This is a genomic window from Streptococcus sp. oral taxon 064, from assembly GCF_001683375.1.
GTDB classification, from domain to species: Bacteria; Bacillota; Bacilli; order Lactobacillales; family Streptococcaceae; genus Streptococcus; species Streptococcus oralis_S.
This window is the reverse complement of sequence record NZ_CP016207.1, coordinates 909,502-925,577: the sequence shown is the minus strand read 5'-3', so window position 1 is coordinate 925,577 and position 16,076 is coordinate 909,502. Positions and strand designations below refer to the sequence as shown.

The 16,076-nt window shown below is 44.5% G+C and carries 8 protein-coding genes and 1 pseudogene; 1 reads left to right on the top strand and 8 read right to left on the bottom strand.

Translation table 11 applies throughout. The features are described 5' to 3' along the window. Positions 1–69 precede the first annotated feature (69 nt). Positions 70–3,735, bottom strand: a complete 3,666-nt coding sequence (gene rpoC, locus AXF18_RS04630; RefSeq protein ID WP_000228753.1) for a DNA-directed RNA polymerase subunit beta' — start codon at positions 3,733–3,735, stop codon at positions 70–72. Between the two features lie 32 nt (positions 3,736–3,767). Beyond that, a pseudogene (gene rpoB / locus AXF18_RS04625) lies at positions 3,768–7,392 on the bottom strand (DNA-directed RNA polymerase subunit beta). Between the two features lie 442 nt (positions 7,393–7,834). Between rpoB and AXF18_RS04620 the strand changes: the two are divergent. Then, positions 7,835–11,551: a pullulanase gene (locus AXF18_RS04620; protein ID WP_065371550.1), complete on the top strand. Its 3,717-nt coding sequence runs from the start codon at positions 7,835–7,837 to the stop codon at positions 11,549–11,551. A gap of 201 nt (positions 11,552–11,752) precedes the next feature. Here AXF18_RS04620 and AXF18_RS04615 read toward each other — a convergent pair whose 3' ends face one another. Genes AXF18_RS04615 through AXF18_RS04590 form a run of 6 tightly spaced genes read right to left on the bottom strand, consistent with a single transcriptional unit; the run spans position 11,753 to position 16,072 of the window. After that, positions 11,753–12,517, bottom strand: a complete 765-nt coding sequence (locus AXF18_RS04615) for an amino acid ABC transporter ATP-binding protein (protein ID WP_065371549.1) — start codon at positions 12,515–12,517, stop codon at positions 11,753–11,755. 9 nt (positions 12,518–12,526) lie between these two features. Then, on the bottom strand, positions 12,527–13,249 hold the full coding sequence (locus AXF18_RS04610; RefSeq protein ID WP_065371548.1) for an amino acid ABC transporter permease: 723 nt from the start codon (positions 13,247–13,249) through the stop codon (positions 12,527–12,529). A gap of 3 nt (positions 13,250–13,252) precedes the next feature. Then, positions 13,253–13,945: an amino acid ABC transporter permease gene (locus AXF18_RS04605; protein ID WP_065371547.1), complete on the bottom strand. Its 693-nt coding sequence runs from the start codon at positions 13,943–13,945 to the stop codon at positions 13,253–13,255. A gap of 32 nt (positions 13,946–13,977) precedes the next feature. Continuing rightward, a complete protein-coding gene (locus AXF18_RS04600; RefSeq protein ID WP_065371546.1) occupies positions 13,978–14,856 on the bottom strand; it encodes a transporter substrate-binding domain-containing protein in 879 nt (292 codons plus the stop codon). Between the two features lie 11 nt (positions 14,857–14,867). Beyond that, entirely contained in the window at positions 14,868–15,866 is a 999-nt protein-coding gene (locus AXF18_RS04595; RefSeq protein WP_065371545.1) for a uroporphyrinogen decarboxylase family protein, read from the bottom strand. Positions 15,867–15,868: 2 nt separating this feature from the next. After that, positions 15,869–16,072 (bottom strand): hypothetical protein, encoded by a 204-nt coding sequence (locus tag AXF18_RS04590; RefSeq protein ID WP_000837740.1) that lies wholly within the window; start codon positions 16,070–16,072, stop codon positions 15,869–15,871. Positions 16,073–16,076: the final 4 nt, after the last annotated feature.

Sequence of the window (16,076 nt, the reverse complement as noted above, 5' to 3'; positions counted from 1 at the left end):
ACTTTATGAAAAAGTGGGAAAATTTTCTGAAATAAAGCAAAGAGAACCCAAAGGTTCTCTTGTTTGCTTTTATTCTACTGTTTCTTCAACTTGGATTTCCACAACTTCCTCTACAGGAGCAAGTTCTGCCTCTTCTTGTTCTGGAGCCAGATATTCTGCTTCATTGATAGCTTGTGGTTCAAGGTTACGGTAGCGAGCCATACCAGTACCAGCTGGGATGATCTTACCGATGATAACATTTTCCTTGAGTCCAAGGAGATGATCTTTCTTACCACGGATGGCTGCATCTGTAAGGACACGAGTTGTTTCCTGGAAGGAAGCCGCTGACAAGAAACTATTTGTTTCAAGTGAGGCTTTGGTGATTCCCATAAGAACTGGACGACCAGTCGCTGGAACTCCACCTGCGATAAGAACATCCTTGTTGGCATCTGTAAAGTCGTTGATGTCCATGAGAGTACCCATAAGAAGATCTGTGTCACCTGGATCCATGACACGAACTTTACGGATCATTTGACGAACCATTACCTCGATGTGTTTGTCACCGATTTCTACCCCTTGGCTACGGTAAACTTTTTGTACTTCACCGAGGAGGTAGGTTTCAACTGACAAGACATCACGAACAGCAAGGAGACGTTTTGGTTGGATAGAACCTTCTGTCAATGCTGCACCGCGAGAGACTTGGTCTCCAACTTCGACACGCATACGTGCTGTAAATGGAACCACGTACTCACCTTCGCCAGTTTCACCCTTAACAAAGACTTTCTTGGTACGAGTTGACGCGTCTTCTTCGATAGCTGTAACTTGTCCTTTGACCTCTGTGATGACCGCTTCCCCTTTAGGATTGCGGGCTTCAAAGATTTCTTGGACACGAGGAAGACCCTGAGTGATATCGGTATTTGAGGCAACCCCACCCGTGTGGAAGGTACGCATTGTAAGCTGTGTACCAGGTTCCCCGATAGATTGGGCAGCGATTGTACCAACTGCTTCACCAACTTCAACCGCATCACCAGTCGCCAAGTTGATACCGTAACAGTGACGGCAGACGCCATGACGAGTGTTACATGTAAATACAGAGCGGATAGTCACTTCTTCCACACCAGCATTGACAATTTCACGCGCCTTGTCTTCCGTAATCAACTCATTTGGACCGATGATCACTGCACCAGTTTCTGGATGTTTAACAGTTTTCTTAGTATAACGACCATTGAGACGTTCTTCGAGAGACTCGATCATCTCTTTTCCTTCTGCGATAGAGCGGATCAAGAGACCACGGTCTGTTCCACAATCGTCCTCACGGATGATCACATCTTGGGCAACGTCAACCAAACGACGAGTCAAGTAACCTGAGTCGGCTGTCTTAAGGGCCGTATCGGTCATACCTTTACGGGCACCGTGAGTTGAGAAGAACATTTCGAGTACTGACAAACCTTCGCGGAAGTTTGAAAGGATTGGCAATTCCATGATACGTCCGTTCGGAGCGGCCATCAGACCACGCATACCGGCAAGCTGTGAGAAGTTTGAAATGTTACCACGAGCTCCAGAGTCCATCATCATAACGATTGGGTTCTTAGGATCTTGGTTGGCAACCAAACGTTTCTCCAATTTTTCACGGGCTGCACGCCATTCAGCTGTAACAGCGTTGTAGCGCTCGTCGTCTGTGATCATACCACGACGGAATTGTTTGGTGATTTGTTCTACACGTTTGTGTGATTCTTCGATGATTTCAGCCTTGTCTTCAACGACTGGGATATCGGCAATACCCACTGTCAAACCTGCAAGAGTTGAGTGGTGGTATCCGAGGTTCTTCATGCGGTCAAGTAGGGCAGAAGTTTCTGTCGTACGGAAACGTTTGAAGATTTCAGCGATGATATTTCCAAGATTTTTCTTCTTGAATGGAGGGTTGAGTTCAAGATTACTGATTGCTTCCTTGATATCTCCACCTAGTGGCAAGAAGTATTTAGCTGGAACACCTTCTGTTAAGTTGGCATTTGTTGGTTCTTGCAAGTAAGGCAGACCCTCTGGCATGATGTCGTTGAAGAGGATTTTACCAACTGTTGTCAGCAAGACCTTGTGTTTTTGCTCTTCTGTCCATGGTTTGTTAAGGCTGTCTGTTGCAATACCAACACGTGAGTGGAGGTGAACATAACCATTACGGTAAGCCATAACCGCTTCGTCACGGTCTTTGAAGACCATTCCTTCCCCTTCACGACCAGCTTCTTCCATGGTCAAGTAGTAGTTACCCAAAACCATGTCCTGAGATGGAGTAACAACTGGTTTACCATCTTTCGGGTTCAAGATATGCTCAGCAGCCAACATCAAGATACGAGCTTCTGCTTGAGCTTCTTCTGAAAGCGGTACGTGGATGGCCATTTGGTCCCCGTCAAAGTCGGCATTATAGGCTTCACAGACAAGTGGGTGCAAGCGAAGAGCCTTACCATCAATCAAGACTGGCTCGAAGGCTTGGATCCCCAAACGGTGAAGGGTCGGTGCGCGGTTCAAAAGTACTGGGTGTTCTTTGATTACTTCTTCAAGAATATCCCAGATACGTTCGTCTCCGCGTTCCACCAAGCGTTTAGCCGCTTTGACGTTCTGCACGATGTCGCGCGCAACGATTTCACGCATCACAAATGGTTTAAAGAGCTCAATCGCCATTTCACGTGGCACACCACATTGGTACATCTTAAGAGTTGGACCAACGGCGATAACGGAACGTCCTGAGAAGTCAACACGTTTTCCGAGCAAGTTTTGACGGAAGCGCCCTTGTTTCCCTTTAAGCATGTGGCTCAATGATTTCAGTGGACGGCTACCTGGTCCTGTGATTGGACGACCACGACGACCGTTGTCAATCAAAGCGTCAACCGCTTCTTGAAGCATACGCTTCTCATTTTGAACGATGATACCTGGTGCGTTCAACTCAAGCAAACGAGCCAAACGGTTGTTACGGTTGATAACACGGCGGTAAAGGTCGTTCAAGTCAGATGAGGCAAAACGGCCACCATCCAACTGCAACATTGGACGAAGGTCTGGTGGAATAACTGGAAGGATGTTGAGAATCATCCATTCAGGTTTGTTCCCAGACTTGTAAAAGGCATCCAAAACATCCAAACGACGGATAGCTTTGACACGTTTTTGTCCAGTAGCTGTTTTCAACTCTTCTTTGAGTTCGGCAATTTCTTTTTCAAGATCTACTTGTTTCAAAAGGTCTTGGATGGCTTCGGCACCCATCTTGGCAACGAATGAACCATAACCATACTCACGCAAGCGCTCACGGTATTCGCGCTCTGTCATGATAGACTTGTGCTCAAGTGGTGTATCCTTCGGATCAATCACCACATAAGCCGCAAAGTAGATAACTTCCTCGAGGGCACGAGGACTCATATCAAGGGTCAAGCCCATACGGCTTGGAATCCCCTTGAAATACCAGATGTGAGATACAGGAGCCTTCAACTCGATGTGCCCCATACGCTCACGACGAACTTTCGTACGCGTTACTTCAACCCCACAGCGGTCACAAACAATCCCTCTGTAACGAATGCGTTTGTACTTACCACAAGCACATTCCCAGTCCTTTGTTGGACCAAAGATGACTTCGTCAAAGAGTCCTTCACGTTCTGGTTTCAAGGTACGGTAATTGATTGTTTCAGGTTTTTTGACTTCTCCATAAGACCATGAACGGACTTTGCTTGGAGAAGCTAGGGTGATTTGCATACTTTTAAAACGATTTACATCAACCACTATTTCTTCCCTTTCTATTCTAAATGAACTGCTTATTCTTGTTCAGCAGCTTCTTCTGTTGCTTCCGCTTTTGTTGCTTTCTCAGCTTCTTCAGCTTCAAAGGCTGCTTTAGCCTCTTGGGCTGCTTTTTCGCGGGCTTTTTCAAGGTCATCTACGTGGATGACATCTTCGTCCATTCCTTCATCCAAGTCGCGAAGTTCCACTTCTTGATCATCTTCGTCAAGGACACGCATGTCAAGACCAAGAGATTGCAATTCTTTTACAAGAACTCGGAAGGATTCTGGAACACCTGGTTTTGGAATTGGTTTTCCTTTTGTAATAGCTTCATAAGCTTTCAAACGTCCGTTGATATCGTCAGACTTGTATGTCAAGATTTCTTGGAGAACATTTGACGCACCGTAGGCTTCAAGAGCCCAAACTTCCATCTCACCGAAACGTTGTCCACCAAACTGAGCTTTACCTCCGAGTGGTTGTTGGGTGACGGTTGAGTATGGTCCGACTGAACGCGCGTGCAATTTATCATCAACCATGTGGTGGAGTTTGATCATGTACATGACACCAACTGATACACGGTTGTCAAACGGCTCACCTGTACGTCCATCGTAAAGGATTGTTTTGGCATCGCTATCCATACCTGCTTCTTTAACAGTGTCCCAAAGGTCTTCAGAACTTGCTCCGTCAAAGACTGGTGTTGCGATGTGGATACCAAGAGTACGGGCTGCCATACCAAGGTGAAGTTCCATAACCTGACCGATATTCATACGTGATGGTACCCCAAGTGGATTCAACATGATGTCGACTGGAGCTCCGTCTGGACGTTCCGTCTGGAAGGTAAGGCATGTCTTCTACAGGAACGATACGAGAGACAACCCCTTTGTTTCCGTGACGTCCGGCCATCTTATCTCCGACCTTGATCTTACGTTTTTGAGCGATGTAGACGCGAACCAGCATGTTAACACCTGATTGCAACTCATCACCATTTGCACGTGTAAAGATCTTAACATCACGAACGACACCATCGGCACCGTGAGGTACTCGAAGAGAAGTATCACGCACTTCACGAGACTTGTCTCCGAAGATAGCGTGCAAGAGACGTTCTTCAGCTGAAAGGTCTTTCTCACCCTTAGGTGTGACTTTACCTACAAGGATATCTCCTTCTTTAACCTCAGCACCGATACGGATAATACCCATTTCGTCAAGGTCTTTAAGAGCATCTTCACCAACGTTTGGAATTTCACGAGTAATTTCTTCAGGCCCAAGCTTTGTATCGCGGGTTTCTGATTCGTATTCTTCGAGGTGGACAGATGTGTAGACATCGTCTTTGACCAAGCGTTCGCTCATGATAACGGCATCCTCGAAGTTGTAACCTTCCCATGTCATGTAGGCAACGATCGGGTTTTGTCCAAGCGCCATTTCCCCTTTTTCCATAGAAGGTCCGTCAGCGATAAAGTCGCCTTTTTCAACGACATCGCCAACTTTAACAAGTGTACGTTGGTTATAAGCAGTACCTGAGTTTGAACGACGGAATTTTTGGATGTGGTAAACGTCCAATGAACCATCTTCGCGGCGTACTTCTACCTTGTCAGCATCTGCGTATGTAACTTTACCATCATACTGAGCAATAACAGCCGCTCCAGAATCATGAGCTGCTTGGTATTCCATACCAGTACCAACGTAAGGTGCTTTTGGATCAATCAAAGGCACAGCCTGACGTTGCATGTTGGCACCCATAAGGGCACGGTTGGAGTCATCGTTTTCCAAGAAAGGAATACATGCTGTCGCAACGGCAACTACCTGTTTTGGTGACACGTCCATATAGTCAACCACTTCTGCTGGGTACTCCTGGTTGACCCCTTGGTGACGTCCCATGACAACTTTCTCAGCAAAAGTACCGTCTTCGTTGAGGCGAGAGTTGGCCTGCGCTACAGTAAATTCATCTTCTTCATCGGCTGTCAACCAAACGATTTCGTTTGTGACTACACCTGTTTCACGGTCAACCTTACGGTATGGTGTTTGAACAAATCCATACTTATTCAAGTGTCCGTAAGATGACAAGTTATTGATCAAACCGATGTTAGGTCCTTCAGGTGTCTCGATTGGACACATACGACCATAGTGAGTGTAGTGCACGTCACGTACTTCATATCCTGCACGGTCACGTGTCAAACCACCAGGTCCTAAGGCTGACAAACGACGTTTGTGAGACAACTCAGAAAGCGGGTTGTGTTGGTCCATGAACTGTGACAACTGTGATGAACCAAAGAATTCTTTAACTGCAGCTGTTACAGGACGGATGTTGATGATTTGTTGTGGTGTTAAAACTTCATTGTCCTGAACAGACATGCGTTCACGAACATTACGTTCCATACGAGAAAGTCCAAGACGTACTTGGTTGGCAAGCAATTCACCAACTGCACGGATACGACGGTTTCCAAGGTGGTCGATATCATCCACACGTCCGATACCTTCTGCCAAGTTAAGGAAGTAGCTCATCTCTGCAAGGATATCCGCAGGAGTTACAACACGAACCTTGTCGTCTGGATTGGCATTTCCGATGATGGTTACAACACGGTCTGGATCCGTTGGAGCAACAACCTTGAATTTTTGAAGCACAACTGGTTCTGTCAAAACAGCTGCATCGTTTGGAATATAAACAATCTTGTTCAAGTCTCCATCCAAGTGACTCTCGATACTTTCAATCACGCTACGAGTCATAACGGTACCAGCTTCTACCAAGATTTCACCAGTTTCAGGATCTACCAATGGCTCAGCGATGGTTTGGTTGAGCAAGCGTGTTTTAACGTTGAGTTTTTTATTGATCTTGTAACGACCAACAGCTGCCAAATCGTAGCGGCGTGGGTCAAAGAAACGAGCTACAAGCAAGCTACGTGAGCTTTCAGCAGTCTTAGGCTCACCTGGACGAAGGCGTTCGTAGATTTCTTTCAAGGCTTCGTCTGTACGAGAGTCCATTGGATTCTTGTGGATATCTTTTTCAACAGTATTGCGAACCAATTCGCTGTCACCAAAGATATCAAAGATTTCATCATCACCAGAGAAACCAAGCGCACGAACCAAGGTCGTAAATGGAATCTTACGAGTACGGTCGATACGAGTATGAGCGATGTCTTTTGAGTCGCTTTCAAGTTCCAACCAAGCTCCACGGTTAGGGATAACAGTAGAACCGTAGCCTACTTTACCGTTCTTGTCTACTTTGTCGTTAAAGTAAACACCTGGTGAGCGGACCAACTGAGAAACGATAATACGTTCACCACCATTGATGATGAAAGTACCCATTTCGGTCATGATTGGGAAATCACCAAAGAAGACTTCTTGGGTCTTGATTTCGCCTGTTTCTTTATTGATCAAGCGGAAGGTTACAAAAATTGGTGCTGAGTAGCTAGCATCGTGGATACGAGCTTCTTCTAGCGTGTATTTTGGTTCCTTGATTTCATAGCCAACAAATTCCAACTCCATTGTGTCTGTGAAGTTTGAAATTGGCAATACATCTTCAAATACTTCCTTAAGACCGTGATCTAGGAAATCTTTGAATGAATCCGTTTGAATTTCAATCAAATTTGGTAAGTCAAGAACTTCTTTGATTCTTGAAAAACTACGACGGGTACGATGTTTCCCGTATTGAACGTCATGTCCTGCCAAGATGATTCTCCTTTGTAAATAAATTCCAAGCCTTGTCAATCAGGCTTTTCTAATCGTCATATGGTTTTTAAAACCCCTATCACCGTGTCCCTTTGACGAATTTTCAGAATCTTTAAATTTTTGTTACAAGCACTCAAAAACCTGAAAAAAAGCACAAAAAGAGCAGCTAAATCTGACTTTTTCAGAAGATTTAACTGCTGTGAGCCTTGTCTGGACAATATTTCAGACAAAACCTACGACAAATGATTACTCATATTATACCTTATTTAGCTAGATTTTTCAAGGTTTTTTACTATTTTTTTAAACAATCTTTTCCTATATATTATTTTAAAATTTCAAGAGAATGAAGCATTATATTTTCTCTTAAAATTTAGGAAAACGCTTGCACTAATGTTTACCTCGTGCTATACTGATAGAGAACAACTACACAAGGAGAATTGTGATGAAAAAGATCCCATCTCAAACTGAGAAAAAAATGATTTATGGTATCCGTTCCTTGAAGAACGGAACTGGTTCTGTCCTTATTGGTGCTAGCATTGTCCTGCTTTCTGCTACAATGCCAACTATTTCGGCTAACGAAAACCTGCCTCAAACTCAGGAAAATACCAGCGCTGTGACCAAGGCCCCTACTGAGACTGAAACGAGTCAAACTCAAAAGGAAACGCCTATTTCTGAACAAAAGAATGCAAACGCTTCCCTTGATTCTAAAAAAGAAGCTCCAGCTGTGGAAACTACTACAGCGCCAGAAACACCCAAAACAGAAGATGCTACTACAAGCCAGGCTAACAGCAAGGAAGAGAAAGTAGATACTAGCACTGCAACGCCAACTTCAGAACAAAAACCACAAGCTGACACATCCTCTGAAGAACCCATCGCAGACAACCACTTCCGTATCCATGTAAAAAAACTCCCTGAAGAGAACAAAGATTCTCAAGGTCTTTGGACTTGGGACGATGTTGAAAAGCCGTCTGAAAACTGGCCCAATGGAGCCAAGTCCTTCAAGGATGCCAAGCAAGATGACTACGGCTATTATCTAGATGTCAAACTCAAAAATGAGCAAGCCAAGAAAGTCAGCTTCCTCATCAACAATACCAAGGGGGATAACCTGACGGGAGACCGTTCTGTAGAGCGCCTCTCTCCAAAAATGAATGAGGCCTGGCTAGATGAAAACTACAAGGTATACAACTACCGCCCTCAGCCAGCAGGAACTATTCGTGTCAACTACTACCGCACCGACGGGAACTACGACAAAAAATCTCTTTGGTATTGGGGCGATGTCAAAAACCCAAGCAGTGGAGAATGGCCTGACGGTACTGACTTTACCGCAACTGGAAAATATGGACGTTACATTGACATTCCACTCAATGAAGCTGCGAGAGAATTTGGATTTTTATTACTAGACGAAAGCAAGAAAGGCGATGATGTGAAAATCAGAAAAGAAGATTATAAATTCACTGATCTAAAAAATCACAGTCAGATTTTCCTCAAAGATGATGACGAAACCATCTACACCAACCCCTACTATGTGCACGATATCCGCATGACTGGTGCCCAACACGTGGCTAAATCTCGTATCGAAAGCAGTTTTTCTACCCTAGTTGGAGCTAAGAAAGACGACATCCTCAAACACTCCAGCATCACTGATTACCAAGGGAATAAAGTAACTATCACAGACGTGGAAGTGGATGAGGCAGGTAAAAAAGTGACCTACATCGGCGACTTCTCTGACACTCAACACCCTTACACTGTCAGCTACAATTCAGACCGCTTTACCACACGTTCAAGCTGGCGCCTCAAGGATGAATCCTACAGTTACGATGGTCCACTCGGCGCAACTCTAAAAGAAGATGGCAAGCGTGTTGACCTCACCCTCTGGTCTCCAAGTGCTGATAAGGTTTCCGTTGTTGTCTATGACAAGAAAGACCCTGAAAAAGTAGTTGGAACTGTCGCCCTTGAAAAAGGAGAAAAAGGAACCTGGAAACAAACTCTGGATGCAAACTCTGGTCTCGGTATCAGCAACTACACTGGCTACTACTACCACTACCAAATCGAGCGCCAAGGTAAAACTGTCCTCGTTCTTGACCCTTATGCCAAATCATTAGCGGCTTGGAACAGTGACCTAGCAAAAACAGATACCGCTCATAAGGTCGCTAAAGCTGCCTTTGTCGATCCAGCGAAGTTAGGTCCGCAAGACTTGACCTATGGAAAGATTCGTAACTTCAAATCACGTGAAGATGCCGTTATCTACGAAGCTCATGTACGTGACTTCACTTCGGATCCTGCCATCGCAAAAGACTTGACCAAGCCATTTGGTACCTTTGAAGCCTTTATCGAAAAACTGGACTATCTCAAAGACTTGGGTGTGACCCACATCCAGCTCCTTCCAGTCTTGTCTTACTACTTTGTCAATGAATTGAAAAACCATGAACGTTTGTCTGCCTACGCTTCAAGCAACAGCAACTACAACTGGGGATATGACCCTCAAAACTACTTCTCCTTGACTGGTATGTACTCAAGCGATCCTAAGGATCCAGAAAAACGTATCGCAGAATTCAAAAACCTCATCAACGAAATCCACAAACGTGGCATGGGGGCTATCTTGGATGTGGTCTACAACCATACTGCCAATGTTGATATTTTTGAGGATATTGAGCCAAACTACTACCACTTTATGGATGCAGACGGAACTCCTCGTACCAGCTTTGGAGGTGGCCGTTTGGGAACTACCCACTACATGTCTAAACGTGTCTTGGTAGACTCCATCAAGTATCTGGTTGAAACCTACAAAGTAGATGGTTTCCGCTTCGATATGATGGGTGACCACGATGCAGCTTCTATCGAAGAAGCGTACAAAGCTGCACGCGCCCTCAATCCAAATCTTATCATGCTAGGTGAAGGCTGGAGAACCTATACTGGTGATGAAAATACGCCTGTACAACCTGCTGACCAAGATTGGATGAAGAAAACAGATACTGTTGCTGTCTTTTCAGACGACATCCGTAACAACCTCAAGTCTGGCTATCCAAACGAAGGTCAACCTGCCTTTATCACAGGTGGCAAACGCGATATCAATACCATCTTTAAAAATCTCATTGCCCAACCAACCAACTTTGAAGCAGACAACCCTGGAGATGTTATCCAGTATATCGCGGCCCATGATAACTTGACCCTCTTTGACATTATTGCTCAGTCTATCAAAAAAGACCCAAGCAAGGCTGAAAACTACGCTGAGATTCATCGCCGTTTGCGACTTGGAAACCTCATGGTCTTGACCGCTCAAGGAACTCCGTTTATCCACTCTGGTCAGGAATACGGACGTACCAAACAATTCCTTGATCCAGCCTATAAGAATCCTGTCTCAGAGGATAAGGTTCCAAACAAGTCTCACTTGTTGCGCGACAAGGACGGCAAGCCATTTGTCTATCCTTACTTTATCCATGACTCTTACGACTCTAGTGATGCTGTCAACAAGTTTGATTGGACCAAGGCAACAGATGGCAAAGCATATCCTGAAAATGTCAAGAGCCGTAACTACATGAAAGGATTGATCGCCCTTCGTCAATCGACAGATGCCTTCCGACTCAAGAGTCTGCAAGACATCAAAGAGCGCGTCCACCTCATTACTGTCCCAGGACAAAATGGCGTTGAAAAAGAAGATGTGACCATCGGCTACCAAATCACTGCTCCAAACGGCGATGTCTACGCAGTCTTTGTCAATGCAGATGATAAGGCCCGCGAATTCAACTTGGGGACTGCCTTTGCTCACTTGAGAAAGGCCGAAGTTCTCGCAGATGAAAACCAAGCAGGACCAGTAGGAATTGCTAACCCTCAAGGTCTCGAATGGACTGAAAAAGGCTTGAAATTGAACGCTCTCACTGCTGTCGTTCTCCGCTTGTCTCAAGGTGGTGCCATTGTCGCTCCAGCTGTGGAAGAAAAACCAGAATTTGACCTTTCTAGCTTGGAAGTCGAACCAGAACAAGGTCAAGCTCAAAACCTAGCAGCCAATCCTGAAACTCAAGAAACTGCTGCAGAGGCTCACTCTCAGAACCTCCTTCCAAACACAGGAACTGAGAGCAAATCCCTCCTTGCCCTTGCTGGATTCAGTATCCTTGCCCTTCTCGGACTTGGATGGTTGATAAAAAACAAGAAAAAGAAATAATGCTCAATGAAAATCAAAGAGTAAACTAGGAAGCTAATCGCAGGCTATTCAAAGCACAGCTTTGAGCTTGTAGATAAGGCGAAGCTGACGAGGTTTAAAGAGATTTTCGAAGAGTATAAACTAGCCCTCCTATAGAAAAACACCCCATGGTCAGAAGAATCTTCTAGTCATGGGGTGTTGTTTTTATGGTACACTTATCTATCAAATCATATATTCTACACTATAGGTTGCATCTGATAAGATACGAGCCAGGAACTGCTTGGTTCGTTCTTCTTGTGGACGACTAAAGAAATCGTGGGGATTATTCTCCTCTACGATACGGCCTCCGTCCATAAAAATAACGTGGTTGGCAACATCTCTAGCAAATCCCATCTCATGCGTGACGACCACCATGGTCACACCTTCTCCCGCCAACTGTTTCAGAACATCCAAAACATCTCCAACCAACTCAGGGTCTAGTGCTGATGTTGGTTCATCTAGCAAAATGACCTCGGGCTTGACGGCAATGGCACGCGCAATTCCTATTCGTTGTTGTTGCCCTCCAGATAGTTGTGAAGGGTAGTAGTCCTTATAGGCCAGTAAACCAACTTTTTCCAAGGCAGATTCTGCACGTTTAAGTGCTTCTTCCTTGGGAACTTTACGAGCTACGATTAGACCTTCTAGAATATTTTCCAGAGCAGTTTTGTTTGCAAAGAGATTGTAGTGTTGGAAAACAAAGGCTGTTTTTTGGCGAATTTCTAGAATGTCTTTCTTGCTTAATTTGGCCAAGTCATAGGTTTTTCCTGCCAAGTTCAAACGGCCACTATCAGCTTTTTCTAAGTGGTTGAGACAACGGAGAAAGGTCGTTTTCCCCGAACCTGATGGTCCTAAAATAACGACGACATCCCCTTGGTTAACCTGGAGATTGACATCCTCCAGGACCTGCCTCTCTCCAAATGTTTTTGCGATATGTTCTACTTGTAACATCCTGTCCTCCTATACAAAACGCGCGCTAGATGCTTTCGCTCTCTTTTCTTTTTTCTCATAGCCTTTTTCTAATACATAAAAGCCCCACTGAATCAAACCACAGATCAAAATATACTGCAAAAATATTACAAAATAAGACTCAAAATACTGGTAGCCGTAGGACGCTTCTACACGAGCAATAGCGGTGATGTCCTTGATGGTCATAACAAAGACCAGGGAGGTTCCTTTGACGATATTGATCACCAGATTGGCCAAGTTAGGCAAGGCTGAGCGCAAGGCTTGAGGAAAAACAATCCTTAGATAGGCCTGGGTCGTAGTCAGCCCAATCGCATGCGCTGCCTCTAGTTGTCCCTTGTCCACCGTCAAGATAGCTGAACGCAAAATCTCCGACAAACTCCCGACTGTCATCAAACTATAAATGATAAAAGCATAGTAGAGAGGATCAAGTTTGAAAATATCAAGGTCACTTCCTATACTTTTGAGAAATTGATTCAGCAAACTTGGAAACAAGCTATAAAAGAAGAGAATCAATAAAATCGGAGGAGTCGCTCGGATAAAGGCCAGATAGACCAGAGAAAAACTCCTCACACCTCGAACCTTGTAAATCTGCCCCAAGGCTAAAAATAGAGCCGGTAAAAAGCTTAAGACCATAGCCACAATCATGATAATCAAGGTGATTGGCACACCCTTCAAGGTCTCCAGAAAGGTCTTTACAATATAGTCTATATCCATTTCTTACCTCCCTTTTGTTTCCAAAGACTTCTCAAGCAAACGACTCAAGCTAGAAATAACCAAGGCAATCCCCCAGTAAAGAAGCGCAACTGCCGTATAGGTTTCCAGAGAGTAGTTCCCTAAATTGCGACTGATCAAGAGATTCCCCGCCCCCATAACATCAACGAAACCAATCGTATAAGCCAAGGCAGCATCCCGCATGAGATTGAGAATAGCAGTTGTTATATTGGGAAGAGCAACTTGAAAAGCTTGGGGAAAAATGATTCTCCAAAAAGTCTGACTTGGAGTCAAACCAAGACTAAGCCCGGCCTCTGTCTGCCCCTTTGGAATAGCTTGATAGGCTGCCTTGAAAACCTCGGCAACAATAGCCGCAAACAAGAGAATCATCGTCAGGAGAACAAAAATAGTTTTAGACCAGTTGTTGATATCCAAACCAAGCCACCATTTCAGAAATTCTGGCAAGCCATAAAAGACTAGAAAAAGCAAGACAATCGGCGGTGTACAACGTAGGGTAAAGATATAGCCTTTGGAAATCGCTGCAAAACTCTTGTCTTCTCCTACTTGCGCCCAGGTCAAAAGACCTCCAAAAAGGGAACCAAGAAGAGTGGTAAAAAAGAGAATGAACAAGGTCATAGGAAGTGCCTGCCATAAGGTCGGCAAAAACTGAAAGACCTTGGAAAAATCATAAGAAACCATGCAAAACCCTTTCTAGTCTTGGAATTTCTGGCCTAGTCTTTGTCTACATAACTAAAGACATCTTCTTTAAAGTATTGCTGAGATAGCTTAGCAAGCGTGCCATCTTCTTTCAACTCTTTGATTGCTTTTTCGTATTCTTTAGCGAATTTCTCACCCTTTTCATCATGGTGAATCAAGGGATAAGTTGGAATGCCCTTGTATGGGAACCAGCTGAGTTTATCCGCATATTGGTGGTAAGGGCCATCTTCTGCGGTAACTGCTTTTTCAAAGGACAGTTTGATATCAAAGAAGGCGTCATAACGTCCTTCTAAGACCCAGGCATAGGCATCTGCTACTTTAAAGGATTCTGCTGCTGTTAGCTCAATCGGTGCGTCCTGATGTTTTTCATTGTAGCTGGTGATAACATTCCATTGAGCATTCTGTGGAGAGATGGGAACCAATTTCCCTTTATTCTTAGCAAAGTCATCAATGGTTTTGTATTTCTGTTCATCTTCTTTTCTGACAGTAAATCCGATGATGCTCGCTCCGACTGGTTCAGATGGAATGACAAACTTTTTAGCTCGTTCATCTGTGTACCAAGCTCCCTTGGTTCCGATGTCATACTTGCCTGATTCCAGACCAATCAAGAGGTCGTCATCACTGGTGCCCGTATATTCAAATTGATAGTTTGCCAACTTCTCATCAACAGCCTTCAAAACAGCTACTTCATAACCATCTGATTCCCCTTTTTCATTGACAAAGTCATAAGGCACATAGTTTTGTGTATGGGCAACCTTCAAGGTTATGACTTCAGCAGACGAAGCTGTTTCTCCCTCCTTGGCTGGATCGCCAGCTAAACTTCTCCCGATAATCGTCGCCCCAATTACTGCAACAACTGCTACACCACCGATAATCCATGCTTTTTTACTCATCTTTTTCTCCTTTAGTTTTCAAGCGCTTCTCTCACCCACTGGATACGTTCAACTGCGATATCACTTGGAATGGTACAATCTGCCCCAAGTACCAAGCCCTGTTCCCCAGCTTCTGCAACTAGTTTCTTTGCCTCAGCCTGAATGGCATCCTTGCTACCAGTATACAGCAAGCCTGTCTTACCATTTTCGAATCCTCCAAGAACCGTACGTCCCTTGAAAATCTCACGACCTTCCTTGAGAGTGATTCCCTCTGGTCCTACAGCCCAGTTAAAGACTTGGGCTGGGTAGTCTGCAAAAAGATGAATATCATTTCGCGCTCCCTCGTAGCCACAGATATGAAGAACAGTGACGCCACCAACAGCACTAGCTGCTTCCAGAACCGTTATCTCGCTAGGGGCAATGACGACTTGATAATCTGCTGCCGACACTCGTTGATCTTGGATACTCTGCACGCTGAGATAGATTCCATCAGCACCAGCCTCTTCGATGACAGCTCGACTGAGACTCGCAATATCTTCTGCAATCACATCCAACACCTTTTTAAGGGCTTCAGGATCTTCCACCAGAAAGTCTGCAATAAGGTCATCGCCACCAGACACTTCCCCAAGCAGCCACTTGAGATAGGTCACAGGAGCAAAAATATTGTAAATCGCAACAATATCTTCTGTAAATTCTTGCTTGATTTTCTTAACCAAGTCCACCTGCTCTTTTATCCAAGCATGATCTGGTCCGAGTGGTTGAATGGTTGCCAATTCTTGAAGTGATTTGTCTTTGGCAATCGCTGGATTTGGATAAGCAAAGTAGCCATCACTCATGAGTTTGATAAAGTCTGGCTGAACTTCTCGGATAAAGCGCTTATGGCCCTCAATATTCTTCTCGATAATGACTGGATTTGAGAAACCGTGTAGCCATTCGTCTTCGGATGTGAAATGGTGCCAAAAGCCAACTGGCACACGATCAACCTTTTCACCTTTAAATGCTTTTAAAACCCATTCTTTTTTTTCTGACATTCTTATTCTCCATTTCTTACTTTTTCAACTAATAAACTGCTTGCGATATCATTCGAGCGTAGAAAGGGGAGACTGGACTTGGAAAAATCCTGAACTCCATGACATCTCTCTCCATTTTTGCAGTGCTGATTTTTTACGACGCTTATGGCAACCAAGGCCAGCAAACCGACAACTGCAATGAAGATGCCCCATCTTTTACTTTTCATAGCT